The following is a 21,846-nucleotide window of genomic DNA, read 5'->3' as shown; positions in this document are numbered from 1 at the left end:
GGAAAATGAACAAGAAGAAATTAAAATCAATACCAAAATTTACAATATTATTGTTAATTGCAATAACTCAAATTTTCCCCTTATATTGGTTAATAACATTTTCTTTAAAAAGCAACACGGAAATATTTGGAGAGAATGTTATAGGATTACCAAAGGTATGGAGATGGGACAATTATGTAACAGCTCTAAGTTCTTCCAACTTAATACGATATTTTCTGAACTCTGTTTTATATACAGTAGTTACAGTAGCTGTAGCTGGCGTAATAGCAGCTATGGCAGCATACGCAGTTTCTAGAATGATATGGAAAATGAGAAATATTGTCTACGGATTATTTATGATAGGAATTATGATACCGGCGCAGGCAGCGTTACTTCCACTATTTCAGATTTTGGATAAATTAGGCTTAAAAGGTGGTTATTTAGGACTAATGATTCCGTATATAGCAGGTGCATTACCTATGAGTATTATGATTTTAGTAGGCTTTTATAGAGGTATACCAAGAGAAATGGAAGAGGCAGCGTACATTGACGGATGTGGAATTTTTAAATGCTTTGTACAAATTATTTTACCTATGGTAAAACCAGCAATAGCTACAGCTTCAATATTCACATTTTTAGGAACATGGAACGAATTAATGTTAGCTAATACATTTGTGGATAGCGATAAGTATAGAACACTTCCTGTTGGAATAATGTCTTTAGCAGGTCAGTATTCAACAGAATGGGGACTAATTGGAGCAGGTATGGTTATAGCAACTTTACCTACGATAATTATATACTTCTTCCTAAGCAAACAGGTTCAGGAAAGTTTGGTTGTGGGAGCTGTAAAAGGTTAAAATTGAATTATAATTACAAATGAAATAGAAGCTAATCTCAAAAAGTTGAAAAGAATGTGCACTATTTCTTTCAGGTGTAAAAGACAGAAAATTCAACAATAGAGATTAGCTTATTATTTAATGCTAAATTTCTATATGATTAATATTACTTTATACTATGGTAGTTAAATATATTAGAAAATTACAAATCAAATACAGAAATTTAAAGTTGTTACAGTATTTCTGTGCTCATATTAGGCAAAACAAAGACTACTTTTTGTCATAATGTATTAGCGGTTAAATAAGATTATTTGGTAAAATAATCGAAAAAAATAGAAAAAATAAAAAAAAGCGTGAAGATTATAATTAAATGCAAATAGTACTAGAAATAGTACTGTTTGCATTTATTTTTTTGCAATTAAGCGAAAAAAACTGTACAAATTCTAAACAGTTCAGGATAGCAACAGAAGTTAAAAAGGATGAGGAAAGACAGGGTGACAACTTTGTCCCCTAATTTGAGTGGTGACAGAAATGAGAAAAATTAAGTATTTTGATAGCGAGCTATCAATTGAGGAATATATAAAAATACAGATAGTTAGAAATGATGGAATTAGGAGTTTAGTATATAGAAAAGAATTAATTGAGGAATGTGCATCAAGAAACATTCAGACGAAAGCCACATCAACAAAAGAGCAGCTTGTGGAGTTGTTAGTTAGTAATGGAGTTACTTATAAAGAGCTGGCAAATATATACAAAATCGGAGTAACAAGTAAAGCATATCAGGATACGTTTGGAATAAATCATAATCAGGTAAAGAAGCTGGAAAAGAAGAAAGTAATTGATGTAGTTGGTCAATATGAGTTTAGAGCTTATGGTCGAAATCTAAAAGCACCTTTATATGATATATATCAATTTGCTTCTATACCGGAAGAAATTATTAAAAATTTGTAGGAAGTAAAGCAACAATTAATGGAGGGGATTAATTAAATGCAACAGAGTGAAAATCAATTAACAAGATTAAAAAGGAAATGTGTACCTGTAACGGTGGTTACTTTGATAATGGTAATTATGGCAATAGTGATGTCAATAATCATATTTAGGATGATATTACTTAGATGCTGATTACATAAATAATTTTAAAAAAAAAGGAGGCGGCATGTATGCCAAGAGCAAGAATATCATACGAACAGAGAGTAATAATCGAGGACATGAGAAAAAACGGATATAAGGCTAAGGACATATGTGAAGCCATTGGAATAAGTTCTTATGACTATCAGAGAGAACTTATTTTAGGTTTTACGGAAGATAAGAAATACAGTGCGATGAAGGCACAGATGTCACTAAAATAGGAGGCTGAAATGGAAAACGAGAAGATGACAGCAAAGGAACTATATGAGGCAATGATTGAAGGTAAACTTGAATACACGATAGATTACAGTGTCCTCAAAAAGAAGAAAAAGAAAAAAAGAAAAAAATAATATGAAACGCACATTGAAAACAGAATACGTATGAATTGTTTAATTACTGAAATCTTTACCTATTATTCGACTACAAAATATATTATAATTGGATAACAGAAATTATTAAAATTCAAATTGAAACAATAGTGAACTTAGACGGGGAACTGAAGGGGCGATATATCGGCTGCCGGAATACATATGAAGGGAGCTGATGCCAATGGTTACATATGGAGATTTATTCAACTTTGTAATTATGCTTTGCACTGTTATTACACTTGTATTAGCTATCATTAATGCAAAAAAATAACGCCCCTGTCTGGCAATGATGTGGGACGTTACTTTTTGTAACCAAACAATCAACCGGCGGCTAGGTTTTCACCCAGCTTTCAGTTCTCTGTTTAAGTTCATTATAACACAACGATTTGAATTTTCAACCGATTATGAAGAGGAGGGATTACATGAAAAGGTTAAAACACGTAATGGCAGGAATTGCTTTTACATTTGCAGTAGGATTGATGCTAAGCTGTCAGGTAAAGGCAGAAACAACTATAGACTTAAATGGAAACAAGGTTGAGGTTTCAGTTTGGACCAAACAGACTTCGATGAAAGACGGAAGCTACAAGATCATATCATCAGAAGCAGGAACAATTGCTTACTTTGATAAGGATGGAAATTTGCTAAAGGTAGAAAATAAGTCTACCGGGAAAATCATCCTGAACAACATAAAAGAACCGGAAACAACCACAAAACAGGTTGAAACTAAGGTTGCAGATAAGATCACGATGCCAAAAGTAAAGAAGCTTAAGAAAAAAACAAAGTATTCTTATTATAAGGGTGTTAAGTCAATCAAGAAGAATGGTAAGCCAAATTGGGGCAAGATTAAATATAAATATGGAATCAGGCTTACATGGAGCAAGGTAAAGAATGCAAAAGGCTATGAGGTATACAGATACGAAAATGCAAAAGGATGCTGGACCAAAATCAAGACAGTCAAAAAGCCAACGTACACTCTTACGAACATGCTTGAAGGTGAAAAGGTTAAGATAAGAGTAAGAGCATACAAGAAAACAAAAAGTGGAAATGAATACGGTAAGTATTCAAGTGTTTTGAGTTTTAAGACAAAGGACATGTATACTAAGATATATAAGAATGCAAAAACTAAAGGTTTTATAAGTAAGTTTGGTTCAGAAGATGCATTTGTATATCAAAATAAGTTGAGAAAAAAGGAAGGAGTTAATCCTTTAAAGTGGAATGATATATTATACACTATAGCTGTTCAGAGGACGAAAGATAAAGAAAGTACACCACATGAAAAAACAGATAGCACAAGATTTAATATTTTGAAGAGCTTAACATCTGAAAGCAGAGCTAAGGAGTTAGATGATACATTAAATCTATTAGTTGGTGAAAATATGGTATATGGAGGAAAATGTAGCATAGAAAAACCGGCAGATGTTTGGTATGAAACAAAGTTTTATGAAAAGGGTTATTCACATTACCATAATATGGTTTCTAAAAGCTATCAATTGGGTGCAATTGCAATAGCAACCCAAAAAGGTGATGCCAGTGGTGTTACATCAGGAATATATGGCTCTGATGATTGGAATAATATAACAAAATAATATATTAGAAAACAGTTCATGCGTAAAAGTATGGACTGTTTTTTAATGCATTAAGTTAAATGTTAAATATCCTTGGATATATGACATAAATACAACACAGGAGGTTATTAAAAGTGAAAAAGAAGAAACTCTTAAACAGATTGTTGTCTGCTTTGTTGGCAGTAATAATGACCATAGGTTTAATTCCAATGGGGTCAGTTACAGTCAAGGCAGAAACAAAGAACGCAACACTGTCTAACCTGGGGGCACTGGGAACAGTGAAGATAGGCAGTAAATCAGAAAGCGGCACTTGGTATCAGACCGAAGTCGCAGGAACCCCGGTGTTCTGCTTGGACTTGGGAAAGGCCTGCCATACAGGCGATGTTTACGTAAGCAGTGATGCTACATATTCAAGCGACAGCAAGAATGAAAAGAAGGCCTTGGAGGCGAAGATTGGTTATTGGTATTCAGTAACCAAAAATGAATCTACAAAATCATGGGTTTATGCACAGGCACTCATGTGGGCTTGTGAGGAAGGTGAGACTTCCGAAAAAAAACTTACTGATGTAATAAGTCAGGTGAGAAAGAATACCGGTTATTATGACAGCAAGAGCGCTGCAGAATTGTATGCTGAAATATTCAAGATTTCCGCTACAGTTTCCTGCAAGATTAAGATGTGGAAATATGGTGGAAGCGGAAGCTACAGACAGGTCTTACTGGAAATTGTTGGTACACCAATATTACCAGTATATGAAAAAATCAATGACACCTTGGTTTATCGTCAGAGAATTACAATTGACAAGACAGATGAAGACGGTAATCCGGTATCACAGGTTCCGTTTGAAGTCACAGCACAAAATTACAAGGAACTGTATGACTACAAGGTTAACGGCTGGGGCGATGCTGAAAGTGGTGATGCTGACGGTGAAAGCGTGTTCACATCAATTGCTGAAACTGATGCAAAGGGAAGAATAACATACAAGTTCAACTATCAGATCCAGAGTAAGAACTATGGATATGTTAAGGCCTCTGATTTGGCAAATATGACTGCTGATGACAAGAAGTCAGTTAAGGATAAGATGGATGACAAGAACATTAATTATTCATCTGACCTTACAAAGTCAGGAGCAGAAAAATTAATGAAGGCAGACCTTTCCGCACAGATGAAGAAAATCAGCAATCAATATGCAGTCAAGGAAGTTGGTGCCGGAAGTGATGACATGCTTGTCAATTCCGAGTATGCAAATGGAAAGATAATCACAATTGAATCTGCAGGAAGCTGGACTAAGGTTAACGGCTCATGGCCTGAAACAGCAGATAAAACTTATGCAGATTATGGTAAGGCAACAAAACTTGGAATTGTAAATAAGTACAAGAAGGCAACTATTGTTGTAAATAAAAAAGTTGAAAACACATCAGACAACACAGCTCACGGTGACACATCTGTTGATGGAGCAGTTTACAGAATGTACACTGATGCAGCCTGCACAAATCCGGTTACAACAGTTTATGATGCAAACGGAAATGCAAAGGCAGCATCTGATTACACAATCAAGAATGGAACACTTGAAACTGATTACATAAGAACAAAAGATACGGTGTACATTAAGGAAATCAAGGCACCGGAAGGATTCTTCCTTGATCCAACAGTTCATCAGATTAAGGTGGATGGTTCACAGTTCGATGTTGAATACAAGGCAAAGGCAGTTATTGAGGATTCTTACGAAAGTGAGAAAAAGGGATTCTTTGAAGTGTACAAGATGTCATCTGACGGTTCTACAGGACCTGCAGATTTTGAAGAGGGAGCAGAGTTCCAAATTTATCTTAGATCAAATGGAAGCTATGACAAGTGCAAGGATGACGAGCATTCAACACTTACAATTGATAAAAAGGGAAGTGCAAAGACTGCATCAGCTTTGGCTTATGGTACGTACGTGCTTCATCAGACAAAGACAGGTGCAAAGGACACTGAAAAGATTGATGACCAGATTATCGAAATCGGTAAGGACATCACAAGTGAGGGACTTAACTATAAGGTATACACATATCTCTATAACAACAAGCCGTTTGAGGCATATCTTAAGGTTGTTAAAAAGGATGGAGACACAGACAAGGCAGTACTTAAGGCAAACACAAAGTATCAGATTTACAAGGTAAACAATGATGGTAGCGAGACAAAGGTTGTACAGCAGTATTCAAACGGAAACAAACTTGTAGATGTTGATACTTACGTAACAGATGAATCCGGAGAAATAATGACAGTTAAGGCTCTTAAAAGCGGACAGTACAAGATTTACGAAATTGACAGTGCATCAGGGCTTGTAATTAAGGATGAATTTATTGACGTAACAATTGGAAGCGACAATCCAAATTATACATCATGGACTGATTCAGACGGAAACAGCCACGCACTTGTAACAGTAAATTACGTTAATAAGGAAGCAAAGGGTAAACTTACACTCACAAAATCATGTGAAATGTTAAAGAGTTTTAGCAGTTATGCTTCAAATCCTGAAAACAATAAGTTTGTGTTTAACACAGATTATTTAAAGGGACAGAAATTTACAATTTATGCTGCAGAAGACATAGTAACTCAGGATAATCAGGGAACAAACTGGTTTGACAAGGGCGAAAAGGTTGCGACAGTAACAACCGGGAACGGAGCAGAATTTACAAAGCAGTGCAGCGACATCACAACTTCAACAGTTGATGATGAAACCGGAGCAGTAACTATATATCTCCCACTTGGTAAGTATACAGTGAAGGAAGAAGAAACACTTTATGGTTATGTAATTCCTGACAAGAATACATGGGACATTGAATTTAAGTGGAATGATGCAAAGACAGATGTTGTTAGCAATTCAACAAAAGACACAGACAAGGAAGGCAATCTTAACATTAAGAATGAAAGAGCAAAGGCTGATGTCGAAATTAACAAGAAGGACATGACAGCAGACCTTGGAGTGGCAGACACAGTATTTAATTTTTACACAAAGAATGACATTTACAATGCAAATGGTGAATTAATTCTTAAGGCTGATGAGTTAATAACAACAGTAAAGACAGACAAGAATGGCAAGGCAAGTCTTAACACTGACCTTCCACTAATGAGTGAGGGATACAACAAGGCAGAAGACAAGACCGGTCTTAACAGCGGCGATTATTACTTTGTGGAAGACAAGATTTCAGACAGTTATTACATTGACAAGACACCTGTAGAGATTCACTTGGAATACAAGGATGCAAAAACTGCAAAAATCAAGGCAGAGGCAAAGAAGCTTAACAAGTCAACTGAAATTAAACTGTCAAAGGTTAAGCTTACAGACAGTACAGAACTTGCAGGAGCATCACTTAAGGTTAGTGATGTTAATGGCAATGAAATCATTTCTTGGATTAGCGGAAATGCTGATTCAATAAAAATAACTGACAAGGCAGATGAACTTGGTTACAGAAATCTTAGGGCAACAATGGTAAACGGCAATCTTGTAATCAACGGTCTTTTACAGAATGCAGTCTATGAAATGACGGAAACAAGACCGGCAGACGGATTTGCAACTGCAGAAAGCATCAGATTTAAGTTAACAGAGGGAAATGCTAACGGAGAAGTCAAAACAATAGCTACAGTTATTGGAAATGACGGAAGTGAAAGCGTTCAGCCTGAAAACAAGGTAGTAATGAAGGATGACACAATCAAGGTCAACTTCTCTAAGACAAAGATTACAGGAAGTAAGGAACTTCCGGGATGTAAGCTTGAAATAACAAATGAAAACGGAAACGTAATTGAAAAATGGACTTCCGGAAAGAAACCACACATTGTTGAAGGTAAGCTTGTGGCAGGAAAGACTTATAAGTTTACAGAGACAAGACCTGCAGATGGTTATGCAACTGCAGAAAGCATTAAGTTTACTGTTAGTGATACAGGAGAAGTTCAGAAGGTAAGGATGAAGGATGACACAATCAAGGTTGAAATCCTAAAGACAGACAAGAAGAACAACAAGAAACTTCCTGATGCCGAATTCACATTTAAGCTTGATGGCAAGAAAGTAGTAACAGTTAAGACAGACAAAAATGGTGTGGCAAAAATTGATGGAAAACTGATTGCAGGAAAGACTTATGATGTTGAGGAAACAAAGGCACCGGAAGGTTACAAGACAGTACCCGCATTTAAGTACAAGGTAAAGGACACAGGAAAAGTTCAGAAGGTAAAGGTATCTGATGAAAGAAGTGGTGATGCAACACCGGCAACACCAAACTGGAGAGATTCAGGAGCAAATTCACCACAGACTGGCGATTTTAGTAATCCGCTATTCTGGATTACATTATTCCTTCTTTCTTTTGTGGGAATTGTAATTTCAAGATACAAGATACGTAAAAAAGATGAAGAAGCAAACTAAATTAAGAATTATATCTTTTTTTTCACTTTTGTTTTTGTTGTCGTTTTCGGTTTCCGTTTTTGCGGAGACCGAGACGGTGACAAAGATTGAAACATATAAGAGCAATGATAAAAATGAAAAAAGGGAGAGTGAAAAACAATTTAGCAAGGATGGAATTAAGTACAAATTCCTAGATGAAACTTACGAGATTGTTAATCAGGAAGATAATTTTGACAGCGAAATTAAGACATTAACGATTAACAAGGAAACAAGAAGCAAGACATATTCACCTAAAAAGATAATTAAGAAAAATGGCATTACCTACAAGCTTAAAAATGTGGAAAACAGCGTTAGAACAGTCAAAAAGAAAAATGGTAGAAAGGTGACAGGTTATCTTTCGTTTGATTCCAAAAGTGAGGCTTTGAGTGCACCAGCAACAAGAGTATTTAGCGCAAATGGAGCCACTGCAAAATGCAAAAAAAAGAACATGGTAAAGGAAAAGGCTGCAAGCTGGCAAAGCAGTTGGATAGACTTTACATTTACATCGTCAGACAAGGATTACTATGAATGGAATGGACATGAGATTGATGGAAAATCCAAAAATCCATTAAGGGGATATGATGATGAAATTCTAAAAAGCATTAACGTGGATAAGAGTAATTATAAAATAGGCGATACTTATTGGAAGGGTTCGGCACATAAAAAGAATGGCATTTACACAAGAAAACTCCGGGTGGAAGTTAAGAAAAAAGTGCCACATTACAGGGTTAATTATGAAGGCTATTCAGATGATGAAACAGAGGACATAATAACTTACAAACTTACATATGAGGGAACAGTACAGATTAAGACCGGGACTACATATGACATTAAAAAAACAGCTTACTATGAAAAAGTTCCTGAATCTAAAAAAACGGTCAGGGAAGTTCTTATTAGCATCGGAGTACTGATTCTTGAAATATCTTTTGTGGGAATATTATTCATTATCTTCTTTAAGAAAGGTAATGAAATAAAACAAAAAAATATAATTAAGAAAAAGTAACAGCGTAAATGTAAAACATTTATGCATGGCAACTGATAACATTTTTTATATGTCAATTAATATATATCACGAAAAAACTTTTGTTAAATGGCATTAACTAAAACAAAGAAGAGAAAGAGGAATTTATAAATGGATAAATTTGCAGAAAACATAAAAAATTTATTGAGTGCATGTACACCTTATGCATGGCTTCTTCCGGTTATTGGATTTGCAATAATCGGAATCGCAATGGCAATACCAAGTGAAAAGACAAAGGAATTTGCTAAAAGTCACTGGGGTGGAGTAATCATTGGAACAATAATATTTGCAGGATGCATATACATTGGTAACTGGATATTTGGAAAGATTTCATTTTAATTTAGATGAAAAAATACATTCTTCTGCCATGAAAGTGGCAGAAGAAAATTAAAAGGTCAGGAGGAATTATGAAAAAGAAAAAAAATCCCAAAAGAGTAATGCAAATAGAAAGATATTTAAGTGATACAAGATTTATAGTGGCAATAATTGTTGGAATTGACATATTCTTTTTCATGATTTTGAATTACGTGGTTAATTCATTAATTGCCATTCCTGACATGATTAAGGATTTGGATAATCCGGGAAAATACATAGGTCTTTTTAATGTGTTACCAAACATTACAAATTTTAAGGAATACGGTGGAATATATTTTCCACTGATAATCATTCTTATTGTTTTTTTAGTATTTTTGGATATTTATACAGCGTACAAAATGAAAGTGGCGTGGTCAGAAGAATATTTTAACATTGGTCAAAAAGGTAATGAACGCTGGACCACAGATGAAGAAATCAAGGCACAATTTTTGGAAATACCGGAAAAGAATGAAAGTTTTCCGGGATATGGTGGAACGATAGTTTCAAGAATTAAGGATAAGTTATACATAGATACATCACCTGTTAACAATCTTGTCATTGGTATTACACGTTCAGGTAAGGGGGAAATGTATGTATTCCCTTCAATAGATGTATATTCAAGAGCAGAAAAAAAGGCATCAATGGTCATAAATGACATGAAGCTTGAATTATATAAAAGTTCCAAAAAAACTTTGGAAAAAAGAGGATATAAGGTATATCTTTTAAACTTTGACGATCCGATGCATTCTATGGGATTTAATCCGTTGACAGTCATAGTTACGCTGGCGGTCAAGGGAGATTATGAAAGTGCTGAATTACTTGCCCAGGCATTTGCATTTTCAATATTTAATCCTGACGAACCAACTAACACGGACAGATTTTGGAATGATGCATCTTCATCACTTCTTGCAGCTCTCATATTGGCCCATTTGGAAGATTGTTTGAGAATGGATGAAATGGATAACGACAGAAGATATAAGATATGGACTAAAAAAAGAGCAGCATATGACGGACTTGATGATGATTTAAAGAAAAAAGCAGATAAATTATATGAGGAAAAACTAAATAAAAAGGAAAAATCAGACATTATATTAAATCCTGCAGTCATGTACTTACCGGAAGATGCAGGATATGAAAAAACTTATGAAAACATAAAGAAAATAAACATGTATTCAATAATAAACACATTTACAGAGCTTGCAAGGATTCGTAATCCGGAAAATCCGGACATAACGGCGCTTGACATGTACTTTTCAAGACGTCCACAGCTTGACAGGGCAAAACTTAAGTATGCAGCCATTGAAATAGCGGGAGACAAGCCTAAGAGTTCGGTGTTTTCGGTTATGCTTTCAAGACTTACAACATTTACTTATGAGAGCATGGCAAAGATGACTGCAGAGAGCAGTTTTGATTTGGAAGAAATAGGTTATGGAGATAAGCCGGTGGCAGTATTCCTTGGACTTCCTGATTACGATAATTCAAAACATTTTTTATCAACAGTATTTGTCCGTCAGCTTTCACTTGTCTTATCTAAAAGAGCAAGCAGGGAAAAGAGTGGAAAGTGCAAGAGACTTGTTAAGTTCATTCTTGATGAGGCAGGTAATATGCCGGCAATAGAAGGACTTGAAACCAATATCACAATGAACCTTGGACGTAACATTAGTTATGATTTCTACATACAGTCTTATTCACAGTTTGAAAAAAAATATGGAGAAGGATATAAGACAATTAAGGGAAACTGCGGTAATCAGATATACATTCTTACAAGTGATGGAGATACTGCACAGACCTTTTCGGAAGATTTGGGAAATGAAACAATAGTTGACTTACAAAGAACAGGTGAGAAGCTTTCAACCCACAAGCATTTTATGGAAAACACACAGGAAAAGCCATTGCTTAACAAAAACCAGTTGATGCGACTTAATGAAGGTGAATGTGTGGTTAAGCGTGTAATGAGCAGAAAGGATTTGAATGGAAACAGAGTTGAACCAACACCGATATTCAATTCCGAGGAATCAGGAAAGCGATTTAAGTACAGGTATGAATATTTAACTGAAACATTTCCAAATCCGGGAGATATTGACTTATATGAAATTAACACAGCAGACAGAAGCCATATTAACCTTAAGGATCGAGTATGGAACTATGAAATATCAATGACATGGCTTACACACAATGTCATGGAAGATGATAAGGAAAATCCAATAATAAAGAATCTTTCCAATGCAAAGGCAGTCATGAATGCATTGGAAAGGGTATTAAATGAAGAAGACATAAGAGAAATAAACGAAAATACGGAGCTGTCAAAACTGACGGATCTAATCTACAGAAAGATAGATAAAAAGGATGAAAGAGATGCAGTTTTATCTCTAATTAAGATAGGAAGTGAGGCAGATAATGAATAAACCCCATAAAGGAAAAAAAAGAAAAAGAATTATATTATGTGCAGGATTTTTTACATTAATGTTTTTTCTTTTTGCGGGAAAAACAATAATGGCTGCAGGTTATTCAGACGAGGAGCTAATTAAGATATACACCGATTACAGTGACCTGTTTAAGCAAAACAATTTGGTTTCTAATGCATTCAGATCACTTGGATGTGGAGTACTATCACTCCTTGTAGTCATTGCGGATGGTGCATCAGGGCTTTTTGAAAAATCCTTTGGAATGATTGACTTTACAAAGTATCAGCCTGTTCAGGATTTCATATCAGACTGGCAGGTTGTATGGGTTGCGCTGTTATGTGTGGCCATTGGCTGGCTTGGAATTAATCTTGTTTTTAATTCGGATAAAAATCCAAAGATTGCCACTAACATATGTGTGGCAATACTTGTGGTTACGTCCATGACATGGATGGTAAGTCAGATGAACACTCTTTTAACTAAGGGTATAAGAAATGAAATATTGGGAACAACAACCACTAACACAGTGTATGCGACATTAGGAAATAATGTGCATGATTTAAGATACATTGATTCGGTCGTTGGACTTGGAAATCTTGGAAGTAAGAATGCAGATGGTGTGACGTATGCTAAGGCAGGAACACCAATGACAAAGAAAATATGGAAAGCGTTAAAAATAAATGAAATAGTAAACCCTGATGATGTTAAGGATGAAAGTAAGGACATCGTGGAAAATTATAAGACTGACATTCCGACAGCGGATGGCAAGGTTAAGTCTATGGTATCTGAATGCTACGACGGTGTAGTTTGGACTGATTTACTTAATACATATTACTACAGATATGAAATAGACTGGCTGGAGTCGTTTCTTGAAATAATCAGTATTGCAATCATATATTTGTTCTTTTCATACAAAGTCGTTAGAACTCTTTACGAGGTTGTTTTTTCAGAAATATTGGCAATGCTTTATTCTCCAAATTTAACCAATGGGCAAAAAACCATTAAGATTTTGGATGGAATAAAGGACAGTTACATCATCATCATGTTATCTCTTGTGTCGGTCAGGTTATACATGATTGCAACAGAATACATATCAGGAAAAAACTGGAACGGCTTTACTAAGGGAATGTTTTTACTTTTTATTGCCTTTGCCGTAATTGACGGACCAAATCTTGTACAAAGAATAACCGGATTGGATGCCGGACTGTCTGATGGCATGCAGAAGGTAATGAGTGCATATTATGCAGGTGGAATGATGGCAGGAGCAGCAAGAGGCGCAGGACACATTGCATCAGGAGTTGCAAAAGGTGCAGGCAAGTTTGGTAAGACAATTGGAGGAGCTGTAAGAAATGGAAGTAAGAATGCAAATGTAGATGCATTAAACGGAGCAATGGGCGCAGGTGCCGGAGCAGGTGCGGCGGAAGCATTTAACAATAACAATGATGAAAATAACGAACAGAATGAAAACAAGAATAATCAGAAAAATGATGAGGGAATACAGTTTAATGAGGCTAATGAAGATGTTACACAAAATGAAAATGGTGAGGCTGGCAATAGTTCTTCTGTAAGTGAAGATGGTAAAAATTCACTTGATGCAAATGCAGATGCTGCAGGTAACAAGAGAGCAATGGATGATGCAGGAATTAACGGAATGAATCCTGATAATGCAAAAGCAGATGCACTAAACGGTATTAATCCATTAGGTGATGGTGGTTCAATGATTGACAAGACAAGCAGGATGGATAAGGAACTTGACATGGAAAATGCTACATCAACCTTTAACGGAAACGGTGAAAGAGGAGTTCTTTCCTCAAAATCTGATTTGGCAGGCAAGTATGGAAAGGCAGGAGCAAATTCAGGCTTTACTTCAAGGGCTGGAGATAACTTTGGAAAAAACGGAGCAAATAACTATGTAACAGGCACTAAAGAAAATACTGGAATAAGTCAAAGTTCAAATAAAAAAGCTTCAGGAGGCAATGCAGCTCAGAAATTAAAGAAAGGTGTTTTTAAGAACAAATAGGAGAGGTGACTATGGATAAGTTTAAGTTTATAGCAATGGATGAAACCAAAAGTGAAACAAAGGTTGCCGGCAACATTTACTTATATGATTTGTTTTTCATTTTAATTTATTTTACTGTAAGCGCAATGCTTGGAACAATAGTGTCATCAGCTTTAAGAATACCTTACTATGCGTTTAATATAATATGCGCATTGTGGCTTACGATGAAAAGCCATAGCAACAAGCAGAGAAGAAATTACCAAAGCATAGTATTGTTCTTAAGACGTGACTATAGGGTTTATAAGGATATTGTTGTTGAAGATAACAGAAAGGACACCAATGAAGAAAACTAAAACGACCAATAAAAATAATAAAGCGAATAAGACACATGTATCAGACACGGTAAAGGACATCATTGACATTTATTTTTATGATGAAAAACTGAAATGCTTCATAAAAAAGGACAAGACATACATGGACATTATTCAGATTAACACAAAGGATTTGGTAAGCGCATCCAATGATGACATAGAGTATGACATCATGCGCTACATAAAGCTTTACAAGATGTATGCAGATGACATAAAAATTGTGGCAATGAACTTTCCCTGCAGAACGGGCAAACAGCAGGAATATTTCAGACACAAGATACAAAACACTTCAAATGAAATTTACAAGAAATTTTTACAGAGAAGTCTTGATGAACTTGTATGGATTGAGAAAAACGACATGGTAAGGGAATATTACTACATGATCTTTGGGAAAAAGGAATCTGACATAAAGAAAAACAGAGACTTAATGTTCAATGTTTTGGGAAAAGGCAGAAATGAACTGTTAAGTGAAATTGATAAAAATAAGAAGATACAGATTTTGGAACGTATGAACAATAAATGCTTTTTACTTAATTAGGAGATTAACATGATAGCAAAAAAAGAAAAGAGAACAAAAAAACCAGAGAGAGACATGAATCTGTTAAATGAAATTAAGCCTGCAGGAGGCATTACATTTAAGGATGTTAAATACATTACCACCGGTTCAGGATATGAAGGATGCATTCACATTTACAAGTTTCCTGAGAATATTGATACATACTGGATGGCAAAGGTTTGTAACATAAACGGAACAGTTGCGTTGGTTGACATTTCAACAGATAACATGTCAGAAGTTAAGAAAAATCTAAACAAGTCAATGAAGGAGCAGGTAGGAAGAAAAATTGGAGCAAGGGATTTTGCTGAACTCTATGATGCAGACAAAAGACTTGATGAAATGAAGAGAATGTATGATGAAATACAATCATACAACGAAGTTATAAAGTTGGTCCACATAAGAATTTTTCTTGCCGACAGAAGTTTTGAATCACTTGAAAAAAAGATTAAGAACATAATGGATAAGTTGGAAACTGATTCAGGATTTTTAACAACCATATATTTGAATGAGAGCAAATCAGAGTACAAGTCAATGACAAGGTCTTATAAAAAACAAAAGGAAGAAATGTTTTTCCCAAAGGGCCAATCACTTACTGCAACCGGTGTTGCTCATGGTGATCCGTTTCACTTTTCAAGTCTTAATGATGAGACCGGGGAATTTTTGGGAACAACACCTTGTGGCGGAAACGTATTACTTGATATTTTTCAAAAGACTTCAACAAGACTTTATTATAACTTTTTGGCAATCGGAGAAATGGGTTCAGGTAAGTCAACACTATTAAAAAAACAGTTTAAAAGCAATGCCATAAAAGGAAATTATGTAAGAACTTTTGACATATCAGGAGAATTTACAATATTAACAAAGACCTTGGGCGGAAAGGTAATTAAGCTTGATGGAAGCGAGGGTATCTTAAATCCGTTGGAAATCCTGAAAGCCGGTGACGATGAAAACATATCATTCACTCGTCATATATCAAAGGTTAGTACTTTTTATAAGTTTCTGGTTGGTGGAAGTGTTGATGCAGAGGAAATAGCAGAGTTTGAGGATGTTTTAAAACAGTTGTATTCAAACTTCGGCTTATGGTCGGATGACAGACGAAACATTCAGTGTACCGGATTACCTGCAGCAAGCTATCCAACATTTACTGATTACTTAAACTTCCTTACAGAAAGTATGGAAGAAATGCAGAATGAAAAGTATTCTCACCTTGAAGAAAAAGTTATCGTTAAGACACTTTTATTAAGGGATAAGATACGTAAGGTAATTAAGAACATAGTTGATACGTATGGAACTCTTTTTGACGGTCATACATCAATTGATAACATTCTTGATGAACAGATAGTAACCTTTGACATTTCAACACTTAAGGAGCTTAAGGATGAGGTCTTTGATGCAATGATCATCAACATAATATCATTGTGCTGGGATAACTGCGTAACTAATGGAAAGTTAATGCTTAACATGTTAAGGGAAGGAAAAATCAAGTTATGGGATGTAACAAGATTTCTGATTTTAATAGATGAAAGTCATAGATGGCTTAACGCTAAGAAAACACATGCACTTGACTTGGTATCCGTATATTTAAGAGAAGCAAGAAAGTATTTTGGTGGAATTGGCCTTGCCTCACAGCGAGCTGCCGATTATGTTCCGGAAGGATCTGACAGTGATGCAGTTAACAAGCTTAAGAACATATTTGAACTTACGCAGTACAAGTTTGTATTCAGACAAAGTTCCAATGCAAAGAAGCTGTTATATCAGATTTTTGATGGAGAGTTAACAGGAACACAGATTGAGAAAATACCAAAGCTTGAAATAGGACAATGTATTTTGTTAATCAGTGGTGACAAGAACATTGAATTTAAGGTACATCTGACAAAAGATGAGGACATGCTGTTTTCAGGAGGACTTTAAGAGAGGTATACATGAAGAAAAAAATAATTGCTACTGTAACAACCCTATGTGTGCTTTTTTTGGTAACTGTAGTAATTCTTGGAAGTGTGATATCAAGTCTTGCAGCCGTACTTTCAGGTGGAGGAGAAGAAGAACAAAACAATACGGATAATGAATTTGTTTATGAAAATTCGCCGTTATCTCCAACAGTTCTTGCACTTAGGGATGAGATTGAAAAGGAGTTAAAGAAGTATGGAAAGGAAAAATATGTTTACCTTGTCCTGGCACTTGTACAGCAGGAATCAGGAGGAAACGGAGAAGACATTTTTCAATGTTCCGAAAGCCTTGGAAAAGCTCCAAACTCAATAGACAGAAAAACATCCATTGAACATGGTGTAAAGGTCATTTGCAATCTTCTTAATCATGAAAAGATAAAGGTATCATCACCGCAGGACTTGGAACACATAAAAATTGCACTGCAGGCTTATAATTATGGCTCCGGTTACATTACATACATTAATGACACATCAGGATTTGGAAGGGACACAACAAAGGAACAGGTTCAAAACATAGGAAAGTGGACACAAAGCAATGCCCTTGCATATCAGAAGAAAATGAGTGCACAGCTTAATGGAGGCGTTGCAAAAAAAAGAACTGGAAGCTCTGCAGACATACTTGGTCCATATGCTTACGGAGACGCTTATTACGTATCACACGTATTAAGATACTACTCTGCAGATGGCAGTGACGGAGTTTCAGTAAAAGGCGGGGATGCTGCAAAGGTCAAATATGAAGACAAGCAAAAATTCATATGGGAAGGTGCTGCAGTTCCAAAAAATCAGTCAGAAGTTTCAAAATATCTCGTACCAATAACAGTCAAAATACATGACGAAAAGGGAAAGAGCACGACAATGACATTAACTGTACACAAGAAGCTTGCAGAAGAGTTTAAGGCAGTATTTGAGGACATGTACAAGATTAAGTTTAGAATAAAGGCTTCACAGACTGCAGCTTACGTTTGGAAGAACATAAGCGGTACAGGTACCATATCACAACATTCATATGGACTTGCAATTGACATTAACTGGAATGATAACCCTTGCTTTTATAACACCAACGTTGATGTGTCTAATGGATATGGTGGTTACAAGCCTGGAGAAAATAAGTTTAGTGTCACGAAAAAGGTAATCAAAATATGGAAATCACATGGCTTCTATTGGGGAGGCGATTGGTCAGGTAAAAAAGACACGATGCATTTCTCATACACGGAAAAGCCGTGATGATGGAAAGGAGATTCATGGATAAAAGAAAAGTACTTGGAATAGCAATGATTTGTATAGCAATATTCATTGCAGGCTATTATTTTTTACATCCATTGTTTAATAAAAAAGATACAGATAAGGAAGTGACCACAACGGTCGAAAGTGCGGAAATTACAACGCATGATATTCCTGAAAGTACAAGTTATGAGGAAATAACAACAATCGAAGAAACAACAGCCGAAAATGTAACGGTTGATGAGTACAGGGAAGAACATCTTGAAATGCAGGGCATAGAAATAAAACTTCCAAGTGATGATGTAATGGCATTGGTTGAAAATGACGTTGATGGGCTGAAAAATGCAGTACAGGCATTTGTTAACGGATATGGATATGGAAATGCCAAATATGCCGATTATGCAGGCGATGTTCAGATTAATACCAATGACGGCATTGTTGAAATGACATATTATCTTAAGTTTGAAAAAAGCAGGGCACTATATTTTTATGTAACTTATGACAAGAATACAAAGCAATGGACTACAAGACTTGCGTGAAAGGAGACCAAATGAAAAATAACAGAAGAGCATACTTATGCTGCAACGATAAAATGGAAGGTTTTTACAAGGGACTTTGGGATAAAAGATTAGGAGAGTACATAACAAGAGTTAAGTCCATTGATGATGCAACAGGTGTATATGTCATTGATAAGGACAGCATCAATAAGGACAAATTAAATAAAGTATTGGAAGAAGCACAGATAAAAGGAATACGTGTATGGAATCTTAACAAGGAACTGGTTGATGAAGAGTTGGTTGAAGCACTGTATAAGGACAAACTTAATTCAAGAATTAAAGGAGCAAGCATTGAAATTGAAAGATAGAATAAGCATGAAAAGAAACAAGGATGCCATAAGATTTTTCATTATCATTTTCTTTTTTGTGGGAGGATACGTGTTTTTCTTTAGTTCTACCTATTGGATGCCAACATCTGCAGATGCATCATATCTTACAAAGATAGGAGTTACCAATTCGTGGGAAGACAGAGAGGTGACTATTAACAGATGGCAGTATTCCGAAACACAGCAATTAATGGAAATTGACCTTGATGTTGCAAACAAGTCATATGATGGCATAAACAAATATAAGTTTTCTGCCATGGACTTAAAGGGTAACAAGTTGAAATGCGATGTGATGATTGAGGAAGATGATTGGATTATCTTAAGAATATCAGGCATTCCAAAAAGATGGAGTGATGTGTCATTAAGAATGGAAATGCCTGATGGAACCGGAGACAGACTAAAGCTCTATACGAACGTTGTTGATGTTGAAAAAGTGGCAGAGTTAAAGAGCATGGATAGAAACGGCTACATGGCACAGAAATTTAACATTGAAATATCAAACATGCAAAAGGAAGTTGAGGCAGATAATAAACAGATTGACAAGCTTAACAATGAAATAGCAGAGGTTCAGAAGGAAATTGAACGTATAAACAAGGAAAAGATATATCAGACAGATAAGGAAAAGACTGAAAGTGATTCATTGATTGCAGAAGCTAATTCGACAATTACATCAAAGCAGAAAGACATACAGGAGCTGATGGCTGACATTGATGAAATAAATAAACGTATTGACATGAAAAATAAGGAAAAAAGCGATTTGGGACTATGACAAGCAAGGAAAAATTTGATTGGATAAAAGAAAACATAAGTATTGTGGATTATGCATCTTCAATAGGTTTTACGCCTGTAAGAAAGGGTAAGTATTACAGTTTAAAGGAACATGATTCAATAATCATAGATACTCATAAAAACGTGTATTGGCAAAATTCCATTTCAGGTTATGGAAAATGCATAGGAGAAATGGGTTCAATAATAGATTTTGCCATGAAATTCTGTAACATGAGTTTTTATGAGGTTATCAGGCAGTTTGAGGGAGACATCCCAAGGGACAGTCAATGTCAGGTCAGAAAGGAAAAAAGAATTTCTGATAAAACACTGAAACTTCCGGGAAAGGATTCAAACATGAGAAAGGTGTATGCATATCTCATTAAGACAAGAAACATAAAACCGGATGTAGTACAGTTTTTTGTTGATAATAAAATGTTGTATCAGGATAAAAATGGAAATTGTGTTTTTGTTGGATATGATGTCAACAATGGAATGGTTCCGGTGTTCGCCTGCAGAAGAGGTACGAACACATTTAAGCCGTTCTATGGTGATGTTGCAGGATGCGATTATGCCAAATGCTTTTATGTTGATAATGAGAGCAATGTGTTGGTGGTGACAGAATCTGTCATTGATGCAATGAGCATCATGAGTCTTGTTGACAGTAATGAAAAATATAATTATTTAGCCCTTGGTGGCGTTGGAAAATGGGAAGCAATTAAGACTTATCTTGATAGGGGAAACATTAAAAAAATCGTAATTGCGACTGACAATGACAAGACAAATGACAATCAGGGCGGAATCCCATGCGCACAGCTTATGTGTTCATTCGTTAAGAAAAATTATCCTGATGTGGTAAGAAAATGGAAATTGCCACCAAAAAAATACGGCAAGGATTGGAACGATGTTCTGCAGATGAGAAATAAATGAAACGGAGGAAAAGGCAATGATTATTTTTGTGGGAAGTAAGGAAAAAGGATATTTTTGTGAAGATGTTGCAGCTAAGTTTGACCAGGCGGTTGAATACATAGACACAGACATTCACATAGTAAATCAAATACCGGAGATAATGAACTATAAGGAAAATTGTGAATATCTTGTAGTTGATGTGGAGCAGTATGCAGATGATGCAGATGTAATCATAGATTCATTAATGAAAGTAAAGGAAGCTGTAAATACAAAGATAATCATATACGCTGTAGCATTTTCTCCAAAGTCTGAACTTCTATCAGGATTGTATTCAAGAGGAATACGTAATTACATATTTTCGGAAATGCTCAGTGACAAGAAGAAAGACCTAACCAACTGCATAAACGGTTTTTATGAGCAGTGGGGTTATGAAAGTCTGGGAATATATTTTGAGGGTGAGGATGAAGATAATGCAGAAGAACTAACAAAAAAAGAAAAGGTAAAAACGATAGGAGTTGCCGGAGCAGTAAGAAGAATGGGAACAACAACGCAGGCATTACAGATTGTTAAGTATCTTAAATTTAACGGATATAAGGCTGCATATTTTGAAATGAACAATCATGGATTTGTAAAGGCAGTCAGGGAGTTTTACGAGGATTCACAATATGATGAGATGGAAGGACTTACAGAGTATCAGAATGTTGACATGTATTACAAGGCAGAAAGATTAAAGGAAGTACAGGACAAGGATTATGAATACATAGTATATGATTATGGCGTTTATAGCGAACATGATTTTAACAAAGTCTCATTTCTTGAAAAGGACATACAGATATTCGTTGTTGGAAGCAAGCCTGATGAATTTGAAAAGACATATGAACTAATCAAGAGCAATTTTTATAACGATGTATTTTATGTATTCAATTTTACTGCGGAAACTGAAAAAAAGGACATTAAGGAATTAATGGAAGACAAGGCAGACAAGACATTTTTCGCAGATGAATCAAAGGATCCTTTTACTTTTGGAAATTCAGAAATTTATAAGAAAATGATTCCAATAGAAAACAAGAGCGAAGAGAAAAAGGAAAAGAAATCAGGATTTTTCAGAAAAAGAAAAAAATAAGGAGGAAG

General features: G+C 35.4%; 18 protein-coding genes. All 18 read left to right on the top strand.

Annotation, left to right across the window (positions count from 1 at the left end; genetic code table 11):
* Nucleotides 1-5 precede the first annotated feature (5 nt).
* Nucleotides 6-836, top strand: a complete 831-nt coding sequence (locus tag ACQY63_RS07290) for a carbohydrate ABC transporter permease (RefSeq protein ID WP_022164561.1) — start codon at nt 6-8, stop codon at nt 834-836.
* Nucleotides 837-1,346: 510 nt separating this feature from the next.
* Nucleotides 1,347-1,766, top strand: a complete 420-nt coding sequence (locus ACQY63_RS07285; protein ID WP_428244955.1) for a hypothetical protein — start codon at nt 1,347-1,349, stop codon at nt 1,764-1,766.
* 209 nt (nt 1,767-1,975) lie between these two features.
* Nucleotides 1,976-2,164 carry a hypothetical protein gene (locus tag ACQY63_RS07280; protein WP_178515475.1) on the top strand — a complete coding sequence of 63 codons (189 nt, stop codon included), beginning with the start codon at nt 1,976-1,978 and terminating at the stop codon, nt 2,162-2,164.
* Nucleotides 2,165-2,733: 569 nt separating this feature from the next.
* Nucleotides 2,734-3,897, top strand: a complete 1,164-nt coding sequence (locus ACQY63_RS07275; protein ID WP_428244954.1) for a CAP domain-containing protein — start codon at nt 2,734-2,736, stop codon at nt 3,895-3,897.
* 113 nt (nt 3,898-4,010) lie between these two features.
* The gene (locus ACQY63_RS07270) at nt 4,011-8,270 is read left to right on the top strand and encodes a SpaA isopeptide-forming pilin-related protein (protein ID WP_428244953.1); all 4,260 of its coding nucleotides are present in this window, start codon (nt 4,011-4,013) and stop codon (nt 8,268-8,270) included.
* A gap of 76 nt (nt 8,271-8,346) precedes the next feature.
* Nucleotides 8,347-9,291: a hypothetical protein gene (locus tag ACQY63_RS07265; RefSeq protein WP_428244952.1), complete on the top strand. Its 945-nt coding sequence runs from the start codon at nt 8,347-8,349 to the stop codon at nt 9,289-9,291.
* A gap of 129 nt (nt 9,292-9,420) precedes the next feature.
* Complete coding sequence (locus ACQY63_RS07260; protein WP_302810072.1) at nt 9,421-9,648, top strand: hypothetical protein; 228 nt, start codon at nt 9,421-9,423, stop codon at nt 9,646-9,648.
* Between the two features lie 68 nt (nt 9,649-9,716).
* On the top strand, nt 9,717-12,068 hold the full coding sequence (locus tag ACQY63_RS07255; protein ID WP_428244951.1) for a type IV secretory system conjugative DNA transfer family protein: 2,352 nt from the start codon (nt 9,717-9,719) through the stop codon (nt 12,066-12,068).
* Nucleotides 12,061-14,085 (top strand): pLS20_p028 family conjugation system transmembrane protein, encoded by a 2,025-nt coding sequence (locus ACQY63_RS07250; RefSeq protein WP_428244950.1) that lies wholly within the window; start codon nt 12,061-12,063, stop codon nt 14,083-14,085. The genes ACQY63_RS07255 and ACQY63_RS07250 overlap by 8 nt, the downstream gene beginning before the upstream one ends.
* 11 nt (nt 14,086-14,096) lie before the next feature.
* A complete protein-coding gene (locus ACQY63_RS07245; protein WP_415993425.1) occupies nt 14,097-14,417 on the top strand; it encodes a DUF5592 family protein in 321 nt (106 codons plus the stop codon).
* Nucleotides 14,404-14,973, top strand: coding sequence for a hypothetical protein (locus ACQY63_RS07240; protein WP_428244948.1), 570 nt, complete (start codon nt 14,404-14,406; stop codon nt 14,971-14,973). Before ACQY63_RS07245 ends, ACQY63_RS07240 begins: the two co-directional genes overlap by 14 nt.
* Nucleotides 14,974-14,982: 9 nt before the next feature.
* Nucleotides 14,983-16,902: a VirB4 family type IV secretion system protein gene (locus tag ACQY63_RS07235; RefSeq protein WP_428244947.1), complete on the top strand. Its 1,920-nt coding sequence runs from the start codon at nt 14,983-14,985 to the stop codon at nt 16,900-16,902.
* Nucleotides 16,903-16,913: 11 nt separating this feature from the next.
* Nucleotides 16,914-18,161, top strand: coding sequence for a lysozyme family protein (locus ACQY63_RS07230; protein WP_428244946.1), 1,248 nt, complete (start codon nt 16,914-16,916; stop codon nt 18,159-18,161).
* Nucleotides 18,162-18,178: 17 nt separating this feature from the next.
* Nucleotides 18,179-18,697: a hypothetical protein gene (locus ACQY63_RS07225; RefSeq protein WP_428244945.1), complete on the top strand. Its 519-nt coding sequence runs from the start codon at nt 18,179-18,181 to the stop codon at nt 18,695-18,697.
* A gap of 11 nt (nt 18,698-18,708) precedes the next feature.
* Nucleotides 18,709-19,023, top strand: a complete 315-nt coding sequence (locus tag ACQY63_RS07220; RefSeq protein ID WP_290851353.1) for a hypothetical protein — start codon at nt 18,709-18,711, stop codon at nt 19,021-19,023.
* Nucleotides 19,007-19,810, top strand: coding sequence for a coiled-coil domain-containing protein (locus tag ACQY63_RS07215; protein WP_415993420.1), 804 nt, complete (start codon nt 19,007-19,009; stop codon nt 19,808-19,810). The genes ACQY63_RS07220 and ACQY63_RS07215 overlap by 17 nt, the downstream gene beginning before the upstream one ends.
* Nucleotides 19,807-20,736 carry a DUF3991 domain-containing protein gene (locus ACQY63_RS07210; protein ID WP_428244944.1) on the top strand — a complete coding sequence of 310 codons (930 nt, stop codon included), beginning with the start codon at nt 19,807-19,809 and terminating at the stop codon, nt 20,734-20,736. Before ACQY63_RS07215 ends, ACQY63_RS07210 begins: the two co-directional genes overlap by 4 nt.
* Before the next feature lie 16 nt (nt 20,737-20,752).
* The gene (locus ACQY63_RS07205; RefSeq protein ID WP_428244943.1) at nt 20,753-21,838 is read left to right on the top strand and encodes a hypothetical protein; all 1,086 of its coding nucleotides are present in this window, start codon (nt 20,753-20,755) and stop codon (nt 21,836-21,838) included.
* Nucleotides 21,839-21,846: the final 8 nt, after the last annotated feature.

It is taken from the genome of Eubacterium sp. Marseille-QA0814, assembly GCF_965119675.1.
Taxonomy (GTDB): domain Bacteria; phylum Bacillota; class Clostridia; order Lachnospirales; family Lachnospiraceae; genus Eubacterium_G.
This window is presented reverse-complemented; position numbering and strand designations above follow the sequence as displayed.